Genomic DNA, 20,658 nt, shown 5'->3' on the forward strand with positions numbered 1-20,658 from the left:
GGATGTGAACTTACCGTCCCTGGCACCCACATCCTGAGCCCGCTTTGAAAGCGTTGGGTTGAAAATGATGGTCGATAATTCTGGAAATAATCGGGACGACCGGTCTGGCTTTGAACCAGATGCGGGAAATAGCAACCGACATCCCAAATCCGAAGATAAATCCGGTCAATCCATATCCGATACTCTGCCCATTGGAAGCCATACCACCACTGCTGCTGACCGTAACGCCCCAAAACGCCCCTATAAGCATCATGGCCACGGGCAGCAGATAAAGAAGCGCCAAGCGGGATAACAGCTTGCCGGATTCAACGGTAAGCAATACGCGGTCCCCCACCTCGGCCCCAATCGGATTGAGCGCTGATGTTTGGCGTACCGGCGCCGGGCGCCCCCCATGGCAATGGGTCACCGCCCCGCAGCTTGCACACCCTTGATCTTTTTCAGCGACGACCAATGCCCATTCATTATTCGGGGTTTCAACAACGCGACCAATTGTCTGAGCCATCATTGCCCTCCTTTGCCTGGGTCAACCGGTTTGACGTACCAATGGATACCGTTCTTTCACCCACCCGATCAGCCCACCGTCCAAATGATAAAAAATATTGATCCGCTGTTTGATCATAAAGCACCCCTTTACAACGCAACACTATGGTCTGGATTAAAAACCGCCTTCCTAAGCACCATAAATACCACATTGTGGTAATAATAAGTCTTTTTTATAATTTTACAAATTGGAGATGACCAAATAAAAAAAACAGAGCTGACCATCGGCCCGGATGCATCGGATATCCCGGCCGATCGGCGTAGCAGGCAGGTGCTCTTTTTCTATTTAAGGTTCAATATTAGATGCGGCACGTACGAATATCAGTGACGATGATGCCCTTGGCGCCGATTTTGCCGAGGCTATCCATGATCGGATTCACCTCCTGCTGTCTGCACATGGACTTCACCGCCACCCACCCTTTTTTGCTGAGTGGTGATATGGTAGGCGATTCTATTCCCGGGGTAATCACACAGGCCATTTCCAGCATGGCATCGGGGATGTCGTACTCGACCATGACGTATTCCCGGGCCACAACAATGCCGCGGATGCGATCCAAGAAGGTCTGCACAGTCGCGCTCTTTTCGACGTCGCGGGTGCGGGCCACCAATATCGCCTCGCTTTGCAGTAGCGGTTGTCCAACCACCTGAAGACCGGCGGCACTTAAGGTGCGGCCGGTCTGCACCACGTCAGCGATCGCATCGGCCACCCCCAGACGGATGGAAATCTCCACCGCCCCGTCCAAACGAACGATTTCCGCTTTTTGTCTTCGGCGGCTCAAGTCCTGTGACACCAATCGGGGATAAGAGGTGGCAATGCGCAACCCGTCAAATTGATCCGGAAGCAAATTCGATTCTGCTGGAACGGCGTAACAAAAATCAGATTTTCCGAACCCGAGCGATAACAGTTCCACGACATCGGCACCACTGTCCTGGGCAAGGTCCCGGCCCGTAACGCCCAGGTCCAGGATACCATGACTGACATAAACGGCAATGTCCCGAGGACGCAGAAAAACAAATTCCAACTGGTTACGGTTGTCAAACACAATCAATTCACGACTGTAGCGCTTGCAGTGGTAGCCGGCTTCGCGAATCAGTTGCACAGCGTCCTCGGAAAGTGACCCCTTGTTGGGAATGGCAATTTTCAGCATGATCGTTTCGTTTCTTGGGTGTTGGTGCCAAAGTGGGCAGGATAAAAAAGATTTGTTAGCCGTTTATTAGTCTCTTATTAAATAAAACCCACAGCGATTAGGCGGATGCATTTTTGGGTATGCCAGACTAAAGATAACGATAGACATCCTCCAAATCCAGGTCACAGGCGATCATCATCACCTGAACATGGTAAAGCAATTGGGAGATTTCTTCGGCGGTTCGCTCACGCCCTTCATGTTCGGCAGCCATCCACACTTCACATGCTTCCTCGATCACCTTTTTCCCGATGGCGTGAATGCCTCTGTCCAATTGCCGCACAGTCCCTGAATCAGGATCACGGCGGGCGGCTTTCTCTTTCAGCTCGGCAAACAGTGCTTCAAACGATTTCATGGTGCAATTTCGTCCTTCCTATTCCCAAAGGGCGCAGGTAAAAAATAATTACCCCATCTTGCTTGTCCTTGCGCCCGTCTACGGCGTTCCATCCGACGGCACAGATTCCAAATATGCACCGGCGGATGCGCCTTGTAGACGAACGCAAATCCGGCGCAATCTGGTGCAATTATTTTTTACCTGCACCCTACCCTTGGTTTTCTTTTTGGCTCATAGTAACAAATTAACCTTCACCTCACAATGGTTGATCGCATTGAAATATCCGTTTCAAGGAAATGGCGCCTTAAAAAAGGAAGGGCGGTTCTGCCGTTGTGGGGTAGGATGGCAGAACCGCCGAGAGTAGAGGGATTGAGTAATACATATGGGGTGTTGAGTATTAAGTTAATCGCCGACCTGACTGCTGTCAAGATAAAAATTACCACATTGTGGTAATTTTCTTTTCTTTATAACTTTATGCTTTGGCAATTAAAAAAAGCCCATAGGTGGCCAACAGATCCGGCCCAAAACGCACGATTCGACCGGATCGGTCTCGCCGGTCGGTATTGATGGCCACCTCGTTAAGAATACGAAACCCTACTTGTTTGGCATAACGTCTGAAATCAGACAGGGTGATGACGCGAATATTGGGGGTATCATGCCACTGATAGGGAAGCTGCGGCGTTACCGGGGCATGGCCGGTAAGCAATAGCATCAGGCGTACGCGCCAGTGACTGAAATTGGGGAAACTCACCACCCCCTTTTTCCCCACACGCAGCATCTCCCGTATCAAGGGCGCCGGATCGTAAATCTGCTGAAGGGTTTGGGCCAGGACCACATAATCAAAGGCACTGTCCGGGTAATCCTTGATCTCTTCGCTGATATCGCCCTGCAGGACAGTCAATCCCCGCTGAATACAGTGCGCCACACAGCTTTCATCAATGTCGATCCCCGTGCAATGGGCCTGTTTCTGGGCCTTTAGATACTGCAGCAGTGCACCGTCCCCACACCCCAGCCCCAGTACCGTCGCGCCCCTTGGAATCCAGGAGGCCACCAATCGGAGATCGTAACGAATACCGTCAGGTGCCGCTGTCACCATCCAAAAATCCTTTCATGATACTGGAAAGACGCTGGCTGGGAAGCAGGAATGCATCATGACCCCACTTTGCCTCAATCTCACAAAAGCTCACATCGAGCGCGTTCTTTTTCATGGCCTTGACCATGGCTTTTGACTGGTAGGTCGGATAAAGCCAATCCGAAGTAAAAGAGACCACCAGAAAACGGGACCTTGCATTGGCAAAGGCGGCTACGGCGGATCCCTGGCCATAATGACGCTCCAGGTCAAAATAGTCCGCTGCTTTGGTAATATAAAGAAACGCATTGGCGTCAAAGCGATCCACAAACTTGCGGCCCTGATAACGCAAATAGCTCTCCACCTGAAAATCCGCATCAAAGTTAAAAGAAAAATCCGCTTTATCCTGGAGACGCCGGCCGAATTTTAGACGCATGGATTCATCGGAAAGATAGGTAATGTGCCCGATCATACGGGCCACGGCCAGTCCCATATCCGGCTTTTGGCTGTCGTAGTAATTTCCATGGTTCCAGTTTGGATCAACCATGATGGATTGTCTGGCGACCTCGTTGAAAGCAATGGCCAGCGCACTGTGCCGTGTGGTGGTGGCCAAAAGAACGGCGGAGTCAACCATTTCTGGATAGCGAACACTCCATTCCAGGGCCTGCATACCCCCGACGGATCCACCAATCACGGCATGCAGCCGCGTGATTCCCAAATGGTCCATCAAGGCTTTCTGGGCCACAACCATATCGCCGATGGTGACCATCGGAAAGCTCAGCCCATAGGGTTTGCCGGTGTCCGGGTCGATGGATGCGGGGCCGGTCGTTCCCATGCAGCTGCCCAGGATGTTGGAACAGATCACGAAATAGTGATCCGTATCAATGCCCTTTCCCGGCCCCACCATGAAATCCCACCACCCCGGCTTTTCATCGTCGGCCGTGTAGGTTCCAGCAACATGGGCATCGCCGGAAAGGGCATGCAGTACCAATATCGCGTTGGACCGGTTCCGGTTCAGCCGACCGCAGGTTTCATAAGCAATGCTAACCGGTCCGATGGCAGCACCGCAGGCCAGGGTCAAACCAGCCGGAGGCTGGGCAAAAGTAAAACATTGTTTTTCCACCCGCCCGACGGATTGTCCGGTTTGGCCGTGCTGGATATACTCACTCATGGGTCGATTTTAGCCAGGGTTTGCTTGAATACGTCACAGGTAAGACACAACTTCATTTTCTCAGTCCAGGAGGTATGTACAACGCCGTCACAAATGGTTCCGTTGATAAACCAGCATAGATCGCCGGTATGAAACTCCCACGCCGGACATTTTTCCCGCAGCGATTTGGGGCATGCGCGGATGGTCCAACAGGGGTCAACGCTATTTTTCCCAAAAAATTTTCGATAAAGCAAAAAATAGAGCTGACGTTCCACGTGCATCGGAATGGACCGCCAGCCCTGTTCGTAGCTATGGATGGCTTTGATGGAGACACCAAGAAGTTGAGCCATCTGTTTCTGAGTCTTTTCCAATCTCTTCCTGAGTGCGCTAAACTGCTTGTTGTTCATGGCTCTGGTTCCATTTCGGGCAAAAGATCATAATCAGATTCTTACTGCCACGTCGTGGTACACATGTCAACGTTTTTTTCTTCTATCCAGCAGATCTCTCATTGAAAGTTAAGCCGGAACCTGTTTCGACCGATAATATTTAAATCCTACCACTTCGCGTCGCCAGTCAAAGCAATCGGACAAAGCGAAGCGAGGTGCCGGCAGGCTGTCATCCGTCAGGAAAAGCGTAACACTTCATTGGGCCACATTGCTTTTGGAGGGAACAACATGCAGAACAAAAAAGGAACCATACTGGTTGTGGATGACAGCGCCACCATGCGCCATTTGATTAAAAAAGCCTTGGAGCCCGATGGGTACATCGTTGTGGAGGCGGAAAACGGTGCCCAGGCCCTGGACTGTGTCTTTTCAGACAACAGGCCGGACTTGATTACATTAGACATTGAAATGCCCGAAATGGACGGCATCACTATTTGCCGGAATATACGCAAAAAGATTCACCTTGATGAGCTGCCCATCATCTTTCTTACCTCGATGACGGATCAGCAACAACGGTTAAAGGTGTTTCAGGCCGGCGCCACGGATTACCTGGTCAAACCATTTGGTGAAGAGGAGCTTTTGGCACGCTTGCGTGTGCATTTGGAAAGATCATTGCTAATCCGGCAACTGCGCACGACCATCGAGGAACTGAACCAAGCCGAAAATGAACGAACGGAAAAGCAGAGACTGCAGGGTGTCGTGGAAATGGCCGGTGCGGTCTGCCATGAACTCAACCAGCCCATTCAGACCATCAGCGGCTTTGCCGAATTGATAATGATGAAAACCGATGAAAACGACCCGTTGAGCACCTACATTCATAAAATCAAGCAGCAGGCGGACCGGATGGGAAAAATCACGGGAAGACTGATGCGGGTCACCGCCTATCGAACCAAGCCCCATGACGCCCTGACGCGTATCATCGACATCGAACAAGCCGCCGACGAACTCGTTAAAGAACGCTGATCAGCGCACATCCTGCTTGATATCAATTCCCATCTTTTTCATTCGCTTCCAAACCGTCACCCGGCTGACGCCCAACATCCGTGCCGCTTCGGACTGATTGCCGCCCGCCTTGCGAAGTACATCGATCAGCTTTTCCCGCTGTCTTGTGCAATCACTATCCAGGTCACATGTCGGCTGGGAATCGACGCTGCCGTTAACGATCTTGTGGGGCAGGTGCTGAACACCGATCACGCCGTTCTGACATAAATATTCAGATGGCACCGGCCTCCCTCACCAATATGTTCTTTGCCGACTATCCAAACGGGTTCAATGGGGCCACCCTCTCCCAGGCCCAGGCCGCCATGGCCAATATGGTTCAAAACGGCATGATTCCCCCAACAGAAAAATACCATGCCGACAATGACATTATCCTGACCAATAAATTCCGACTGAACATGAAGGCCAAGGTCAATGATCAGCTCAGTTTCGATGGACGTCTAGTGCCTATAAGGTCTTCAGTGACAGTTCCGGGGTTAAAGTCAACCAGGGCAACCTGGGTGATGTGACGCTATATGGCAATGTCTCCAGCCTGCCCCACTGTGATGTCATCCGGCTGGATCGGGCCTATTTCAACTACAAAAAAGCCTGGGGACCGGTCTACACCAACTTCTCTGAGGGACGCCGGCCAGGCACCGATGGCCCGCCGTTGGAATACATGAACTACAGCCAGGAGGACGGCTCCCCCCTGGCCACGATAATCTATTGACCGGTCGCGAGACAAGCGGTGCAAAATGGAAAAAACCCAAGCAACGGATCATTTTTTAACCGACTCAAAGGAGATCGAGCATGGACCTTACCAACATCACCCCCGACCAAACCATCGACACGTGTGGGCTTTCCTGCCCCATGCCACTGCTCAAAACCAAAAAGGCTCTCAAAGGGTTGAAGTCAGGGCAGATTCTGGAAATCCTGGGCACCGATCCCGGATCAAAAAACGATATCCCCGATTTCGGCGCAAAAAAAAGGCAACACATTCCTGGGCATGGTGGATGGCGAAAAAGGTGTCACCCGTTACTATATTCAGAACAATTAGGACAGGAGAACAGGTAACATGTTTATGAAAGGACTTTTTCTGGTAACTGCAGTGCTCTTTTTATTCTCTTCGGTCGGCGTATCCGTGGCCCTTGAAATGGGCAATAAACGCAAAGGAAAATACACCTATCGCAAGGTTTACAAAGCCTGCATGCAGCGCGGAGAAGTGGATTCGCCCAAACCACCAATCAGCCCGGACGCAAAAACCCAGGCCCAGTGGACACGCATGTTCGAGAAAAAAGATTTTGAGGACTTTGGTTGCAAACAGGAGTGGGATGCTCTGTCGCAAAAGGATCTCACCGACATTTACACGTATCTGCATGAGCATGCGGCAGATTCACCAACCCCGGCCAAATGCAAATAAAGTGATTCTTATGGGTGGGCGACCGGTGAGACCCGTCGCTCACCTACGCAATTTGAGACCGCTGTGTTTTTAAAATATCCGATCCTTAACACCTTGGTCGCAAAATGCTTCAGCCCAACGGAGGTATACATGAAATATTCACGTCAGATACGTTCAGGACTGTCGGTCCTTTTTCTCGTCATCACGCTGTCCGGATGTACCAGCCAACAGACAGCAGTAACAGCAAACACCGCTGGTGAACGTGCGTTTGAGCCCTTTCACAATGTCGTGGATATGGCTTTTGTGGCGCAGCATCTGTCCATTCCCATGCAAGACGGCGTGATGCTCATTGATGCCCGGCCTTACAAGCCCAAGTACATAAAGGGCCACATCCCCATGGCCATCAGCATTCCCAACAGCCAGTTTGACAAAATGACCGATAAATTGCCCGCGGATAAAAATAGTCTCTTGATCTTTTACTGTGGTGGGCTAAAATGCAAGTTAAGTCATAAGTCCGCAGCCAAAGCGGAGCAACTGGGGTACACGAACGTTAAAGTCTTTGCCGAAGGCTATCCCAAGTGGATATCCGAAAAGTCCCATTACCCGGCAGTATCCGCTGAATGGGTAAAAAGCCAGATCAATGGGGGCAAGAAGATGACGCTGGTGGATGCACGCCCCAAACGCGCCAAGTACGACAAAGGCCACATTCCTACGGCCATCAGCATTCCCGACATGCAGTTTGACAAGTTTACAGACCAGTTGCCCGAGGATAAAAACCAGCTCATCGTGTTCTATTGCGGCGGCCTGCACTGCAAACTGAGCCACAAAATCGCCGCCAAAGCCATTGCTTTGGGCTACACCAATGTTAAGGTGTTTGCCGAGGGATATCCAGCGTGGGTGGCTTATGCCGGCAAGGAATCAACCCATGCGGTTGCGTCCACGGCCATCAAGGCAGGCACTGAAGAGGGCAGCATCGATCACGCTGAATTCCGCCGCATCATGAACGACGCCCCCGAATCGATCTATCTGGTGGATGTACGGGATGCCGATGAGTATAAGAAAGGTGGATGGTGAAATGACCATCAAAGCCGATGGTTCGTTTACACTCAAAAAACCGATCTAACCAACCACAAAAGGGGGAAGTGATGACGTCATCCCGAGGGGGCCATTCGATCGTGCCACTCGTCCTGCTCCTGTTCATGCTCACCTTTTTTTTCTCAGTGACTGCGGTTTGTTTTGCGGATGAGGAAGAGGAACGCGCGCCTGGCCGGACCATGGCCGACCAAGCGACCAAAGAGAAAAAACTTTGGATCACGGTCGACCATTCCCGGATCGAAGCGCTGAAAAAGGATTTTCGCTCCGGTCCCGAGGTCACGCGGGCCTGTCTTTCCTGCCATGCGGAAGCGGCAGCGCAGTTCCATTCGACCATTCACTGGACCTGGAAGGCCTATACCGATGATAAAGGTCATGTTTACGGCAAGGGCGGTGATTCGATCAACAATTTCTGCATATCGACCAACAATATGCAGGACAAGGGCTGTCTCTCCTGCCATCCCGGCTGGGGCAAAAAAACGGAGGCTATCAACTGCCTGAATTGCCACGGCAGCCAATCGATTAACTGGGAAGAGTCCTTCGAAGACCTGGGGGCATTTGAGGGCTCCGATGATCCCGAGGAGCAGGAGATCGCCAACGAAATTCGTGGCAATATCCAGGCGGCCGTGCAGTCGGTGGTCCGTCCCGAACGGCAGAACTGTGGTTCCTGTCATTTCAAGGGCGGTGGCGGTGATGGGGTCAAGCATGGCGACCTGGATACGTCCCTGACCAAACCCAACAAATCCCTTGACGTGCACATGGGGCTCGACGGCCGGAATTTCAAATGCACGCGTTGCCATACCACCACCTTGCACAATATTGCCGGACGAGTCTACACCAAGCCGGCCGCCAAGGATCGCAAAAGCCTGATCGAGGATGATCTGACCCCCAAGATCACCTGTGAATCCTGCCACAGCAGCAGCCCGCACAAGTCCGAATCCAAAGCCAACGACCACACAGACAAGGTTGCCTGCCAGAGTTGCCATATCCCCATGTTCGCTCGGGTCAATCCCACCAAAGTTTCCTGGGACTGGTCCCAGGCAGGCAAGACCAAGGACGGCAAACCCTACACAACTGAAGATGAATTTGGCAAACACGACTACATGTCCATCAAAGGGCAAATGAAGTGGGCCAAGAATGTCAAGCCCGAGTACTTCTGGTACAATGGATCCATTAGAAGCGTTACTGCCCGACACACTATCGATCCGGGCAAAGTGGTCCAGGTGAGTCATCCCATGGGCTCCCGGAACGATGAGAACGCCCGCATTTTTCCCTTCAAGGTCCACCGCGGCAGGCAGCCCTACGACAAGGTCAACAAGACGCTGCTCACGCCGATGTTGTCAGGACCTGACGGGTACTGGAAAACCCTGGACTGGAATCATGCCCTCACGGTCGGCAGCCAAGCCCTCGACATTCCCTTTTCCGGTGAATTCGATTTCGTGGACACCACCTATGTTTTTCCCATCACCCATATGGTGGCGCCCCGGGAGAACGTGGTGGCCTGCAATGAATGCCACACCCGTGAGCAGAGCCGTCTGGCCAACCTGGCCGGTTTTTACATACCCGGACGCGACAATTTCCAGCTGCTCGATTCCATCGGCTGGATCCTGGTCCTGGCGCACCTGTTGGGCGTTGTCATCCATGGTCTGACCCGGATCTTCACCCACACCAACGGCAGAAAGGAGGGCAAATAGCCATGTATAGCATCAATAAGCTCAACATGTACCTTTACACCCGTTACGAACGGTTTTGGCACTGGCTGCAGATGGCCCTGATCTTCATTCTGCTGCTGAGCGGTTTCGAGGTCCATGGGTCATTTCCTTTTCTGGGATTTAACGAAGCCGTAGACGTACACAATGCCGTGGGCCTGACCTGGCTGGTGGCCTTTGCCTTCTTCGTCTTCTGGCTCTTCACCACAGGTGAATGGAAGCAGTACATTCCCACCACCAAAAAGATGTTTCAGGTCATCCTATACTACAGCTACGGCATCTTCAGAGGAGAAAGCCATCCGGTCCCCAAACGAAAGGAGGCCAAGCACAACCCCCTTCAACGCCTGGTCTACCTCTCTCTGGCCGCATTTTTGCTGCCCGTGCAGATGCTCTCCGGATTTTTGTACTGGGGATATAACGACTGGACCCAATGGGGACTGACCTGGCTGATTCTGGATGGGGTCGCCTTTGTCCATACGGCCGGCGCGTTCGCCATCCTTATCTTCGTTATCGTTCACGTTTATATGACCACCACCGGCCATACGATCACTTCCCATGTGCGGGCCATGATCACGGGTTGGGAGCAAGTAGAGGAAGGTGAAATCCAGGAGTGGGAAAAGCATGGCGACAGACAGCCAGCCGCCTGATTCATTAATCGGGCATCCCTAAATGACAATAAAAAGGCCCCGCCGCAGTAATTGCTGTAGCGGGGCCTTTTTTTGGTATGGGAAAGCCGCTGGTATCAACGATACCGGATTGAATTCTGTTATCAAAGCATGTTATCAATACGATAGGGCATAAGATTAGGCGTCATGCGTCTTTAACAAAAAGGGGTGTGTTTGGATGGCTACCGAAAGGCTGGTAATACAAATTGGCCCCATGAAGGGTAAATCGTTTGCCATTCAAGAACGGATGAGTATTGGCAGAAGTCCAAATAATACCATACAGTTGGACGACATTCAGGTATCCCGCCAGCACGCAGTGATCCAGCGTGTTGGACACGATATTATTTTGCGTGATCTGGGCAGTTGTAATGGCACCTATATCGGTGGAAAACGCATAATTGAATGTCGCCTTAACGTAGGGGACGTTATACGTATCGGCAGGCATGAGCTCTGCTTTCAAGTGACAACCAAAGCGTCACCGAGTGTCATTGCAACACCGAAGCGTAACACCAACCGTGAGGATGAAAGGAGTACTGCACGCTTTTCTGAGACAGTGATCTCGAATATAAAAACCATGGATGTTACAGACGTGTCTGACACCTTGTTTGAAACGCCTCCGGCAGAGACTTTCGAGTATCAATTGCAGTATCTTCAAAAGCGTCTCAAAGCAGTATTCACAGCCAATCAAATCATCGCCAGTGATTGTGACTTGAACAGTATTTTTAAATGCTTGATGGATCAAATCTTCGCCCTGCTGCCCGTTGATAACGGGGTCATTCTGCTTATGGATCAGGCCACGGGTGAATGGGTGCAAGAGCATGCGCAAAACAGACTATCCCAAAAAAAGATCACCGTCAGTTCAACCATCGTCAATCGTGCGTATGAAAAAGGTGAAGCGATTTTGACGTCTAATGCGGCAGCTGACGCGCGTTTTTGTTCCAGCGACAGTATTATCATCCAGAATATTGCATCAACGATGTGTGTCCCCTTGTCACACAAAAATATTCGGCTTGGAATTGTATACGTGGATACGCACGGCAGGACGAACGCATTTGATGAACGCGATCTAAAGCTATTGGCGGCATTGGCCGGCCCTGCCGCGATCTCTATTCGGAACGCGCAGTACGTCCGTGAAATTGAGAAATCCTATGAAAACACATTGGTGGTCATTGCCAATGCCATTGAATTACGAGACCATTATACGGTGGGGCACACTGCCCGCGTGACCAATTTTTCCGTCGAGATCGCACGCGAACTGGGCTGGACCGGGAATCGGCTAAAACAGGTGCGTATGGGAGGATTGCTGCACGATGTCGGAAAAATTGCCGTAGACAATGCTATCTTGAGTAAACCCAGTAGCCTTACACCGCAAGAATATGCCAAAATAAAAGTGCACCCACAAAGAGGACAAGATCTTTTACAAGACGTCGAGTTCCTCCATCCACTGATTCCTTTTTGTCTTTACCATCACGAGCGATACGATGGCCGTGGGTACCCGTTTGGCCTTGCTAGAGACAAGATCCCAATTGAAGGCCGAATTATTGCCGTTGCTGACACCTTGGATGCCATGACCAGTAACCGACCGTATCGCAAAGGAATGAAACTTGAGGTGGCGTTGGCGGAACTCAAAAGAGGTGTCGGTTCCCAATTCGATCCGGATTGCGTCAAAGCGCTGTTAAGGGCTTACCGAGCCGGACGTATTCATCGGCATCTTCAAAATTATCATACAAAAAACGAAAAGAGTATTGTCTGTCCGTTTTGCAGCAGTGCTGTCCCGATTTCAAGAAAGTCCTCACCCGGCGACCAATTTGTTTGTCATGTATGCGGCCGTAAGGTGTGTTTGGTTGAAAAAAACGATGCCTATTATGGCAAGCTGATACCGCAGATCTCCCCTCACTCCACATCCGAAGAACCTGTTTTGCATTGACATGAATGCAGAGAATGAATCAGGCGCAAGCATGAGTTGTTTATGGAGCATAAGTGGTGGCCACCTTCATTGGTTCCACTGATGCTCCACAAATCGGACGGAAATCGACGGTTAAGGGAGTGTCTTGCTCGGTTTGAAGGTAATCGCATTGCGTCCTTTGATCTTGATGGATTCACCTGTCTGGGGATTACGTCCCATGCGTGTTTTTCGATAAACATTTTTAAACGTGCCAAATCCCACCAAGGTGACCTTGCTGTTCCTTTTTTTAAGGCCTTTCTTAATGCCATCAAGTGTGGATTCAAAGGCCACTTTTGCCGTGGCTTTTGGAATACCCGCGTCTTTCGAAATTTTTTCAATTAATTCAGTTTTGGTCATTTGTCCTCCTTTGTAAGAGAATATCGTTAAGACATCATCCAAACCATTCAGCTCCATTATCGGCTTAACATCCAATAAGTTAAGCAGGATAATAAAAATGATGACAAAAAAGGCGACTTGTCAAATCAAGGTCACAGCGGTATATCGTTCTTGCGAACAAAAAATTATCTGCATAAAAAATGAGTATAGGGGGGCAATGAGAGTTCATCTTTGTGGGTTGCCCATACCGGTCTTGGCGAAAAAAACAAAATCATCCATATCGACAAGCCATCGGCTTGCCCCCCAGTCCGTGGCCCCCTCACAGGATCGTCATTCATTTCGCAGCATCCTCATTCTGGCTGATATCGAGGGCAGCAGCGGATGCGACAGTTACCGGGCTTCCAGTTTTCTCACCCGGTCATGGGCGCAGGCCTGTGCATCCATGTCCAGGGATGTGGATGCCGTTGTGCGGGCCCTGTTTGATGCAGGCATCGAGCAGGTGACGGTCCAGGACTTTCATCGCACGGCTTACAACCTGCTGCCCGAATTGATTGACCCACGGGCCCGCATCATTTGTGGATACCGTCGGGGTCCCGTGCCGGGCCTGGGCCATCCCGGTAATGCCCAGGCGGTGATGATGCTTGGCATGCACGCCGCATCAGGCACCCCTGGTTTTCTGCCCCACACCCTTACCTCACGGTTGGCGTCGGTCAGGGTCAACGATCGACCCCTGGCCGAGGTAGAGCTTTTTTCGGCCTCCCTGGCTCCCTTCGGTGTCCGCCCCATCTTTTTTTCCGGCTGTGCGGTGGCCTGTGCCCAGGCCCGTGAGCGGATCCCGGGTATTCACACCATTGCTATCGACAAACAGATCCCCCTTGAAGTACCAGACAAGATGAACTGGCGCCGGAGCCTGGCCCGGGGGGCCGTGACGGCGCTGCAAGGCATCCCTCCCGCCCCATACAGGCCTCAAGGGCCATTCCAGGCCGTGATCCGCATCCGTGACGGCGCCAAGGCTGCCGCCCACATGGCGTCACCATGGGGATTCAAACGCTGTGGGGCAACACTCATGCTTCACACTCTCGACATGAATACCCTCTATAACCACCTGATTCAGCTTTGCTACCTCAAGCCGCTGACCTATAAAACGCTCCCGGTAAGCCTGTTTCTGTTCAATTTGATGGGTCGCCTCGGACGGCAGTGGGTTCGCTATCAGTTGATTCGATCGGCCGGACATTGACACCGCTGCGCCCTTCCTCTATACACCACTCCAACAGTATAGCCTTTAACGATGGATTGCTGCAGTCGGCATCCAAAAAGCGGGATTTACCATGATCAGTATCGACAATCTGGGAAAAAGTTTCGGCGACCGCGTTCTGTTCGACGGCGTCAGTTTCAAAATCAATTCAAAGGAACGCGTGGGCCTGGTGGGACGCAACGGCCACGGCAAATCGACTCTGTTTCGCATCATCATCGGCGAAGAGGGATATGACGAAGGCGCCATCACCATGCCCAAGGGATACCGCATTGGCCACGTGGAGCAGCATATCCAGTTTACCGAAGACACCGTATTGGCGGAGGGCATGAAAGGCCTGATGCCAACGGAAAAGGGCCACCACTGGAAAGTCGAAAAAATTCTGGTCGGGTTGGGATTTACAGATGGTGACATGGTGAGAAGTCCTCATGATTTTTCAGGTGGATTTCAAGTGCGCCTCAATCTGGCCAAAGTACTGGTTTCCGAACCCGATCTGCTGCTGCTCGACGAGCCCACCAACTACCTGGACATCACCAGCATCCGCTGGATCGAAAATTTTTTACTGGCCTGGCCCCATGAACTGATGCTGATCACCCATGACCGGGGCTTCATGGATAAAATCGTCACCCACACCGTGGGCATCCACCGCAAAAAGGCGCGCAAAATTCCCGGGAATACTGAGAAGTACTACGAGCAGATTGCCCAGGATGAGGAAATTTACGAGAAAACCCGGCTCAACGACCAGCGGCGCGAAAAAGAAATCCGCCTGTTTATCTCCCGCTTTCGGGCCAAAGCCCGCCTGGCCAACATGGTCCAGTCGCGTATCAAGACCTTGGCCAAAATGGAAAAACGCGACAAACTGGAAGCCGTCCGGGGGCTGGAGTTCAGCTTCCGCGAAAAGCCTTTCAAGGCCAAGCAGGTGCTCAACGCAGAAAATCTCTCCTTTGCCTGGCAGACGGGTCGGCCCCTATTCTCGGCGCTCAGTTTTTCGATCCTGGCCGGTGAACGCATTTGTGTGGTCGGTAAAAACGGCAAAGGCAAAACCACGTTGCTAAAGGTGCTGGCCGGCACCCTCGACACGCTATCGGGCAAAATCACGTACAATCCGCAGGTTGAAACGGGTGTGTTCGAACAGACCAACATCCAGAGTCTGGTGGACAGCCGCACGGTGGAAGAAGAGATCCTCAATGCTCAGCCGGATATAGACCGTCAAAAAGCCCGCAATATCTGTGGTGCCATGATGTTCGAGGGCGACAACGCGCTAAAAAAGGTAGGCGTTCTCTCCGGGGGTGAGAAAAGCCGGGTCATGCTGGGCAAGCTGCTGGTAACGCCGGTAAACCTGCTCATGCTGGACGAGCCCACCAACCACTTGGACATGGATGCCTGCGACGCCCTGCTGGCCGCCATCGATGCCTTTGACGGCGCGGTAATCATGGTCACCCACAACGAGATGTTCCTGCACGCCTTGGCCGACCGATTGATCGTTTTCGACGATCAACGTGCGCACATGTTCGACGGTGGCTACCAGGACTTTCTCGAGGCCGGCGGATGGGGCGATGATACCGCCATCACCCGCCGGCAGGACACGCCGGACACACGTATCCCGGCTGCGCCGACACCCTCCAAGCTGACCAAAAAAGAACTGCGCCGGCTGCGCTCGGAAATCATAACCGAAAAATCCAGGGTTCTCAAACCCGTAGAAGACATCATCGCGGATGCCGAACAGATCATCGAAACCAACGAAGCCCTTTTGGAACAGCTTAACCAGGAAATGGTCGATGCCTCCCAAGCCGGGGACGGCAAGCGCATCGGCGAGTTGTCTCAAAAAATCCGCACTTGCCAGGAAATCATCGAAACGCGCTTTATCGAAATGGAATCGGCTGACGAAAAACGCCAGCGACTGGAAAAAAAGTTTGCCAAGCAGCTGGCGGCTTTGGACGGTTAAAAAAAACACCAGGTCAGGCAATTGATATCCCAATCCATTCTCCTCATCCATCCGCCCATCGCCAAGCCCTGCGAGCCACCAGCGGGGGTGGCCAAACTGGCCAAGATATTGCTTGGCCACGGAGTGGACTGCCGGGTTTATGATGCCAGTATCGATGGAATCCTGGGATTGATGAAAACGCCGATGACAGCCGATGATACCTGGACAAGGCGTGCCATCGCCCATCGCCGGCCCCATATCGAGGGACTCCGGTCGCTGCCCTTGTTCAGCAACCCGGATCGCTACAAACGTGCTGTCATGGACGTCAACCGGTTGCTCGCCATGGCCGGCCGGCCCTTTCAGACAACGCTCTCGCTGGCCAATTATACGGATGCCCATCTTACGCCGGTGCGCAGCCGGGACCTGATCCAGGCCGCCGAGGCGTTCACGCGCAATCCATTTTACCCGATCTTTTCCCGCAAGCTAACCTCACTGTTCGAGCAAAGCGAACCGGATTTTGTGGGGCTGTCGATCAACTTCATGAGTCAGGCCCTGTGCGCCTTCGCCATCATCGGATTTATCCGAAAACAATTGCCTCAAACACGGATCATTTGCGGCGGCGGCTTGGTCACTTCCTGGATGAACATCCCCGGGATGGATAATCCGTTCCAGGGATTGGTGGATGAATTGGTCTGCGGACCAGGAGAGTCTCGGCTTGTGCAGTTATGCACGGGAAGGCAGCTGGAAGCGGTGCCGGTAACCGGATATGATTTTTCCTTGGTAGAGACGGCGCCTTATCTGGCGCCAAAATCTGTTCTGCCGTATGCCGCCTCGAAGGGGTGCTGGTGGAAAAAGTGCGCATTCTGCCCGGAAACAGCCGAAGACGCGCGCTACATCACTGATGATTCAGGGGTGGTCGTGGACGAATTGACTCGTTTGGTCGATTATACCGGCGCCGGCCTGATCCATTTTCTGGACAATGCACTCTCCCCCCGTCTGTTGGACGATCTATGCGATCATCCACTGCCCATTGCCTGGTATGGCTTTGCACGGGTGACCCGCCATTTAACCGACATCGAGTTTGTGCGCCGCCTGAAAAAAGCCGGATGTGTCATGCTCAAACTGGGCGTGGAGTCAGGAGATCAGAGGGTGCTGGATGCCCTTGGCAAAGGCATCGATATTGCTGTGACCGCCAAAGCGCTGCACACCCTTAACATGGCCGGCATCGCCACCTACGTTTATCTTTTGTTTGGCACCCCGGATGAGAATGAAGCCAGTGCCGAGAAAACACTTGCTTTTACCTTGAAGCATTCGCCGGCAATCGATTTTCTCAACTTGGCCGTATTCAATCTACCGGCCTATAGCCAAGAGGCTCTAAAACTCGAGACACTGGACTTTTATGAAGGCGATTTGTCTTTATATCGGGAATTTATTCATCCCTGCGGATGGCGCCGGGACCAGGTGCGGCGGTTTCTTTCAAGTCGGTTCAAAAAACAGACCGCCATCCGAGAAATACTCACCAATGATCCGCCCTATTTCACCTCGAATCATGCGCCATTTCTCATCAGCCACTAAGTGATCATTGAAAAAAGCAGCAATGGCAGAATGCTATAATTGATTTTGAGGAAGCTCATGCCACCAACAAAATAAAAGGCTTTCTTGAGGTGCCGATCATTAACACATGCCCATATCTTTTCAGTAACCTTACGGGTACGGAATTGGATCACGCTTTTGCCGTAGCGGATATTTTTTTCCACAAGATCAGGGTAATTATTGAGACTGGTTTTGAGTTTGACGCTGTTGGATTGAATTTTTTCGAGCAGCTTTGATTCGGTGCCCATCACTTTGGCCCGTTTTTGGTTGAGGGCATCCAAAAAATCTTTGCGGTTTGGCGCACAGGCGGCATAGGTCACCGTGTTACCCATTTGCTGTACACTATGGCCATCGCTGCCACCGGTAATCGCCCGGTCCAAGTTGAAGCCCAGCAAAGCACTTTTTAAATTCCAGCGTTTCAGATTTTCAGAGTTGATGACTTCAACACCGTCAGCCATTTTAAGCAACCGGTTCAGCTGGACTTCGGTGAAACTGTGATTGCAAACCCCTGTAAAAGCAGCAGAATAAGGATGGGCAAATATGACCACCCCCTGATGCGTATTGGCAGCCACAATGATGGATTCAATATCCAGGTCAACCGATGACATCACTGTCGGCCCCATGTGGGGTTTAATGTGGATTTTATAGAAACGCTTCAGGTCTTCAATACGATAAAAATAAGCCAGTACATGGCTCCCCTCCCGGGATGTGATTTCAATTCCGGGGATACTCAGCACATCGTCGTAGCGGTCGATTTCTACAGCCCCATCAATGGCATTATGGTCGGTGATGGCCACACCGATGCCGAGATTTCGGGCCCGCTGAACAATGGTCTCTACGGTGTCTGCACCATCTGAAAAACGGGAATGAAAATGAAGGTCTACGACTGTGAAGCGCCTTTTCAGCGCTGCAAGATCCGGGGTCTCAAACTGAATTCGGTTTAATTTATCCATGGATTCCTAATCTGCCACCATTGTCTGCTGGGAGAATGAAGCCTAATCGGTAAATTTAATCTTCTTTATTTTTCTGTCAACCTTTATTTTTGGTTTAGCTTGGGTCAATGATTGCGACCCAAAAGACGCACACGCCAACCAGGGTAGTCTATCGGCTATTTTTGACAAATCTGAACCTGTTTTTTTTAATCTTACGCTGTGACGCCTATTACAGATATTTGGAACCGATTGAACCCTGTCTCCGTGGCTTGGAACCGTTTTGCAATGGACTTGAATTTGCCGGAGCATATGCTTATAGTCACCAATTATGAGCCAACACAATGAAAAAATACCCGACCCCAAAGAGTTAGAGAAAGAGCTGGGAGATTTCCTGGCTAAAAAATTCGGTGGTAGCGTTAAATTGGCGGCACCCATTGTCATGCCCGAGGCCGCCAAAACCGACAATGGTGATCCACCCGGAAAAACAAAAAAAACAATACATTTTGACCTGAAGCCACAGGATCTGGTCGATTACTTGGATCAATATATCGTCAAGCAAACGCAAGCCAAAGAAATTTTGGCCACCAAAGTCTGTACGCATTTCAACCGCATCAAACACATTCAAGCGGCCCCTGAAGAATTAAATGATATGGTCGGTGTGATCAAAAACAATGTGCTGATGCTTGGCCCCACGGGTGTCGGAAAAACTTACATGGTTCGACTGATCGCCAAAAAGATTGGTGTCCCATTTGTCAAAGGCGATGCCACAAAATTCAGTGAAACCGGCTATGTGGGTGGCGATGTGGAGGATTTGGTAAGGGACTTGGTCAAAGAAGCCGACGGCAACATTGAGCAGGCCCAATACGGCATCATTTATATCGATGAAATTGACAAAATCGCCGCCAGCCAGAATTTGGTTGGTGCCGATGTCTCTCGCACCGGTGTTCAGCGAGCGCTGCTCAAACCCATGGAAGAAACCGAAGTGGATCTGAAAGTCCCCCATGATCCGGTATCCATGCTCCAGGAAATAGACCGTTTTAGAAAAACCGGTAAAAAAGAAAAAAGCAGCGTCAATACCAAACACATTCTGTTTATCATGAGTGGCGCATTTTCCGGTTTGGAAAAAATCATATCGCGACGAATCGCTGACCAGAAAATTGGATTTGGGGCATCCATTTCCAATCTTTCACAGGAAAAAGATATCCTGACCAAGGTTAAATCCGAAGATCTGGTTCAGTTTGGGTTTGAATCTGAATTCGTCGGCAGGCTTCCCATCCGCACCGTGTTCGAGCACCTGACCGAGACCGATCTTTGCGATATCCTAAAAAATCCCAATAACCCCATAATATTGGGTAAAAAGCTTGATTTTAAAGCTTACGGGATTGATGTTAAATTTCAAACCGACGCAATCGATGAACTGGCCAGACGGGCCTATGCAGAAAACACAGGCGCCCGAGGCCTGGTCAGTGCGGTGGAAGGAGCCTTGCTGCCTTTTGAAAAAGCCCTGCCCTCTTCTTCCATTACCCGTTTTACGGTAACGAAAAAGGTGCTTGATCAGCCCCTGAAAAGTTTGGAGGCCCTGCTTCGTCACCCCGACAATCCATCGCTGGAACACGATTTTGATGAATTGGCAGCCGAAGAGCACCTGCGCATCGTTGACTATGTCAAAGCCAACCGCAAAACCTTCGCGGAAAAGTATGGCCTTCAGCTGAGCGATTCCCGTATCGAATTGGTTGCCCACACCTATTGCCGAAAAGTGACTGACATAGATCGGGTCTTGAGCAAAATAAAAACGTTTTATGAAGAAACCAAAACCATCGAGCTTTACTTTATCAAAAATCATGGTATTAACATTGTTTTGGAAGAGGAGGCCATTGATGCCATCATCGAACAATGTATCGATTCCGGGCAGGCGCCGGAAAACTACTATAGGAATCTGACCGCCAACTTTGAACATGGCCTGAAGCTTGTTCGCGAAAAAACCGGGCGAACCCGCTTTTTCCTCACCCGAGATGCGCTGGAACATCCGGATGCTTTTATCGCTGACCTTTTAAAGCAAAGCGATGCCTCGGCCCAGCTGCCCTATAAATCCGACACACAACTGGAAGATTGA

At 51.2% G+C, this 20,658-nt stretch carries 22 protein-coding genes; 13 read left to right on the plus strand and 9 right to left on the minus strand.

The window, feature by feature from the left end:
* Positions 1-10 precede the first annotated feature (10 nt).
* The 6 genes from Dvar_RS30490 to Dvar_RS30515 form a co-directional block, all read right to left on the minus strand.
* A complete protein-coding gene (locus tag Dvar_RS30490; protein WP_419656899.1) occupies positions 11-505 on the minus strand; it encodes a SoxR reducing system RseC family protein in 495 nt (164 codons plus the stop codon).
* 334 nt (positions 506-839) lie between these two features.
* On the minus strand, positions 840-1,688 hold the full coding sequence (gene hisG, locus Dvar_RS30495; RefSeq protein ID WP_419656900.1) for an ATP phosphoribosyltransferase: 849 nt from the start codon (positions 1,686-1,688) through the stop codon (positions 840-842).
* 127 nt (positions 1,689-1,815) lie between these two features.
* Positions 1,816-2,079: a phosphoribosyl-ATP diphosphatase gene (locus tag Dvar_RS30500; RefSeq protein ID WP_419656901.1), complete on the minus strand. Its 264-nt coding sequence runs from the start codon at positions 2,077-2,079 to the stop codon at positions 1,816-1,818.
* Positions 2,080-2,530: 451 nt separating this feature from the next.
* Complete coding sequence (gene metW, locus Dvar_RS30505) at positions 2,531-3,154, minus strand: methionine biosynthesis protein MetW (protein ID WP_419656902.1); 624 nt, start codon at positions 3,152-3,154, stop codon at positions 2,531-2,533.
* Positions 3,135-4,298 (minus strand): homoserine O-acetyltransferase MetX, encoded by a 1,164-nt coding sequence (gene metX, locus Dvar_RS30510; RefSeq protein WP_419656903.1) that lies wholly within the window; start codon positions 4,296-4,298, stop codon positions 3,135-3,137. Before metX ends, metW begins: the two co-directional genes overlap by 20 nt.
* Complete coding sequence (locus tag Dvar_RS30515; protein WP_419656904.1) at positions 4,295-4,684, minus strand: helix-turn-helix domain-containing protein; 390 nt, start codon at positions 4,682-4,684, stop codon at positions 4,295-4,297. Before Dvar_RS30515 ends, metX begins: the two co-directional genes overlap by 4 nt.
* A gap of 267 nt (positions 4,685-4,951) precedes the next feature.
* On the opposite strand from Dvar_RS30515, the gene Dvar_RS30520 reads away from it, so the two are divergent.
* Positions 4,952-5,683 (plus strand): response regulator, encoded by a 732-nt coding sequence (locus tag Dvar_RS30520; RefSeq protein ID WP_419656905.1) that lies wholly within the window; start codon positions 4,952-4,954, stop codon positions 5,681-5,683.
* On the opposite strand, the gene Dvar_RS30525 is transcribed toward Dvar_RS30520, so the two are convergent.
* A complete protein-coding gene (locus tag Dvar_RS30525; protein WP_419656906.1) occupies positions 5,684-5,944 on the minus strand; it encodes a helix-turn-helix domain-containing protein in 261 nt (86 codons plus the stop codon). It abuts the gene before it with no gap.
* On the opposite strand from Dvar_RS30525, the gene Dvar_RS30530 reads away from it, so the two are divergent.
* The 8 genes from Dvar_RS30530 to Dvar_RS30565 all read left to right on the plus strand — a co-directional run bounded on the left by Dvar_RS30530 (position 5,938) and on the right by Dvar_RS30565 (position 12,490).
* On the plus strand, positions 5,938-6,228 hold the full coding sequence (locus tag Dvar_RS30530; RefSeq protein WP_419656907.1) for a hypothetical protein: 291 nt from the start codon (positions 5,938-5,940) through the stop codon (positions 6,226-6,228). The genes Dvar_RS30525 and Dvar_RS30530 overlap by 7 nt on opposite strands.
* Positions 6,216-6,428: a DUF3373 family protein gene (locus Dvar_RS30535; RefSeq protein WP_419664181.1), complete on the plus strand. Its 213-nt coding sequence runs from the start codon at positions 6,216-6,218 to the stop codon at positions 6,426-6,428. The genes Dvar_RS30530 and Dvar_RS30535 overlap by 13 nt, the downstream gene beginning before the upstream one ends.
* 80 nt (positions 6,429-6,508) lie before the next feature.
* Complete coding sequence (locus tag Dvar_RS30540) at positions 6,509-6,772, plus strand: sulfurtransferase TusA family protein (protein ID WP_419656908.1); 264 nt, start codon at positions 6,509-6,511, stop codon at positions 6,770-6,772.
* A 1-nt stretch (position 6,773) separates the two neighbouring features.
* Entirely contained in the window at positions 6,774-7,118 is a 345-nt protein-coding gene (locus tag Dvar_RS30545; protein WP_419656909.1) for a cytochrome c family protein, read from the plus strand.
* A gap of 129 nt (positions 7,119-7,247) precedes the next feature.
* Positions 7,248-8,171: a rhodanese-like domain-containing protein gene (locus Dvar_RS30550; protein ID WP_419656910.1), complete on the plus strand. Its 924-nt coding sequence runs from the start codon at positions 7,248-7,250 to the stop codon at positions 8,169-8,171.
* Between the two features lie 71 nt (positions 8,172-8,242).
* On the plus strand, positions 8,243-9,883 hold the full coding sequence (locus Dvar_RS30555; RefSeq protein ID WP_419656911.1) for a tetrathionate reductase family octaheme c-type cytochrome: 1,641 nt from the start codon (positions 8,243-8,245) through the stop codon (positions 9,881-9,883).
* A 2-nt stretch (positions 9,884-9,885) separates the two neighbouring features.
* Positions 9,886-10,545 (plus strand): cytochrome b/b6 domain-containing protein, encoded by a 660-nt coding sequence (locus Dvar_RS30560; RefSeq protein WP_419656912.1) that lies wholly within the window; start codon positions 9,886-9,888, stop codon positions 10,543-10,545.
* 196 nt (positions 10,546-10,741) lie between these two features.
* The gene (locus Dvar_RS30565) at positions 10,742-12,490 is read left to right on the plus strand and encodes an HD domain-containing phosphohydrolase (protein WP_419656913.1); all 1,749 of its coding nucleotides are present in this window, start codon (positions 10,742-10,744) and stop codon (positions 12,488-12,490) included.
* A 111-nt stretch (positions 12,491-12,601) separates the two neighbouring features.
* Here the strand turns inward: Dvar_RS30565 and Dvar_RS30570 are convergent, their stop codons facing one another.
* A complete protein-coding gene (locus tag Dvar_RS30570) occupies positions 12,602-12,865 on the minus strand; it encodes an HU family DNA-binding protein (RefSeq protein WP_419664182.1) in 264 nt (87 codons plus the stop codon).
* 196 nt (positions 12,866-13,061) lie between these two features.
* Here Dvar_RS30570 and Dvar_RS30575 point away from each other — a divergent pair, with 196 nt between their 5' ends.
* The 3 genes from Dvar_RS30575 (at position 13,062) to Dvar_RS30585 (ending at position 17,595) form a co-directional block, all read left to right on the plus strand.
* Positions 13,062-14,081 (plus strand): M55 family metallopeptidase, encoded by a 1,020-nt coding sequence (locus Dvar_RS30575; protein ID WP_419656914.1) that lies wholly within the window; start codon positions 13,062-13,064, stop codon positions 14,079-14,081.
* 91 nt (positions 14,082-14,172) lie between these two features.
* The gene (locus tag Dvar_RS30580) at positions 14,173-16,041 is read left to right on the plus strand and encodes an ATP-binding cassette domain-containing protein (protein ID WP_419656915.1); all 1,869 of its coding nucleotides are present in this window, start codon (positions 14,173-14,175) and stop codon (positions 16,039-16,041) included.
* A 21-nt stretch (positions 16,042-16,062) separates the two neighbouring features.
* Positions 16,063-17,595, plus strand: coding sequence for a B12-binding domain-containing radical SAM protein (locus Dvar_RS30585; RefSeq protein ID WP_419656916.1), 1,533 nt, complete (start codon positions 16,063-16,065; stop codon positions 17,593-17,595).
* Here the strand turns inward: Dvar_RS30585 and Dvar_RS30590 are convergent.
* Positions 17,592-18,566, minus strand: coding sequence for a PHP domain-containing protein (locus tag Dvar_RS30590; protein ID WP_419656917.1), 975 nt, complete (start codon positions 18,564-18,566; stop codon positions 17,592-17,594). The two genes, Dvar_RS30585 and Dvar_RS30590, sit on opposite strands and share 4 nt — an antisense overlap.
* 307 nt (positions 18,567-18,873) lie before the next feature.
* On the opposite strand from Dvar_RS30590, the gene Dvar_RS30595 reads away from it, so the two are divergent.
* On the plus strand, positions 18,874-20,658 hold the full coding sequence (locus Dvar_RS30595) for an AAA family ATPase (protein WP_419656918.1): 1,785 nt from the start codon (positions 18,874-18,876) through the stop codon (positions 20,656-20,658).

Source organism: Desulfosarcina variabilis str. Montpellier (assembly GCF_048565275.1).
Classification (GTDB): Bacteria; Desulfobacterota; Desulfobacteria; order Desulfobacterales; family Desulfosarcinaceae; genus Desulfosarcina; species Desulfosarcina variabilis.

Coding starts and splice junctions, on each gene's coding strand:
- Dvar_RS30565 (WP_419656913.1), top strand. CDS start 10,742: ATGGCTACCGAAAGGCTGGTAATACAAATTGGCCCCATGAAGGGTAAA.
- Dvar_RS30500 (WP_419656901.1), bottom strand. CDS start 2,079: ATGAAATCGTTTGAAGCACTGTTTGCCGAGCTGAAAGAGAAAGCCGCC.
- hisG (WP_419656900.1), bottom strand. CDS start 1,688: ATGCTGAAAATTGCCATTCCCAACAAGGGGTCACTTTCCGAGGACGCT.
- metW (WP_419656902.1), bottom strand. CDS start 3,154: ATGGTGACAGCGGCACCTGACGGTATTCGTTACGATCTCCGATTGGTG.
- Dvar_RS30515 (WP_419656904.1), bottom strand. CDS start 4,684: ATGAACAACAAGCAGTTTAGCGCACTCAGGAAGAGATTGGAAAAGACT.
- Dvar_RS30570 (WP_419664182.1), bottom strand. CDS start 12,865: ATGACCAAAACTGAATTAATTGAAAAAATTTCGAAAGACGCGGGTATT.
- Dvar_RS30580 (WP_419656915.1), top strand. CDS start 14,173: ATGATCAGTATCGACAATCTGGGAAAAAGTTTCGGCGACCGCGTTCTG.
- Dvar_RS30490 (WP_419656899.1), bottom strand. CDS start 505: ATGATGGCTCAGACAATTGGTCGCGTTGTTGAAACCCCGAATAATGAA.
- Dvar_RS30550 (WP_419656910.1), top strand. CDS start 7,248: ATGAAATATTCACGTCAGATACGTTCAGGACTGTCGGTCCTTTTTCTC.
- Dvar_RS30575 (WP_419656914.1), top strand. CDS start 13,062: ATGAGAGTTCATCTTTGTGGGTTGCCCATACCGGTCTTGGCGAAAAAA.
- Dvar_RS30555 (WP_419656911.1), top strand. CDS start 8,243: ATGACGTCATCCCGAGGGGGCCATTCGATCGTGCCACTCGTCCTGCTC.
- Dvar_RS30595 (WP_419656918.1), top strand. CDS start 18,874: ATGAGCCAACACAATGAAAAAATACCCGACCCCAAAGAGTTAGAGAAA.
- Dvar_RS30560 (WP_419656912.1), top strand. CDS start 9,886: ATGTATAGCATCAATAAGCTCAACATGTACCTTTACACCCGTTACGAA.
- Dvar_RS30530 (WP_419656907.1), top strand. CDS start 5,938: ATGGCACCGGCCTCCCTCACCAATATGTTCTTTGCCGACTATCCAAAC.
- Dvar_RS30540 (WP_419656908.1), top strand. CDS start 6,509: ATGGACCTTACCAACATCACCCCCGACCAAACCATCGACACGTGTGGG.
- Dvar_RS30520 (WP_419656905.1), top strand. CDS start 4,952: ATGCAGAACAAAAAAGGAACCATACTGGTTGTGGATGACAGCGCCACC.
- metX (WP_419656903.1), bottom strand. CDS start 4,298: ATGAGTGAGTATATCCAGCACGGCCAAACCGGACAATCCGTCGGGCGG.
- Dvar_RS30545 (WP_419656909.1), top strand. CDS start 6,774: ATGTTTATGAAAGGACTTTTTCTGGTAACTGCAGTGCTCTTTTTATTC.
- Dvar_RS30590 (WP_419656917.1), bottom strand. CDS start 18,566: ATGGATAAATTAAACCGAATTCAGTTTGAGACCCCGGATCTTGCAGCG.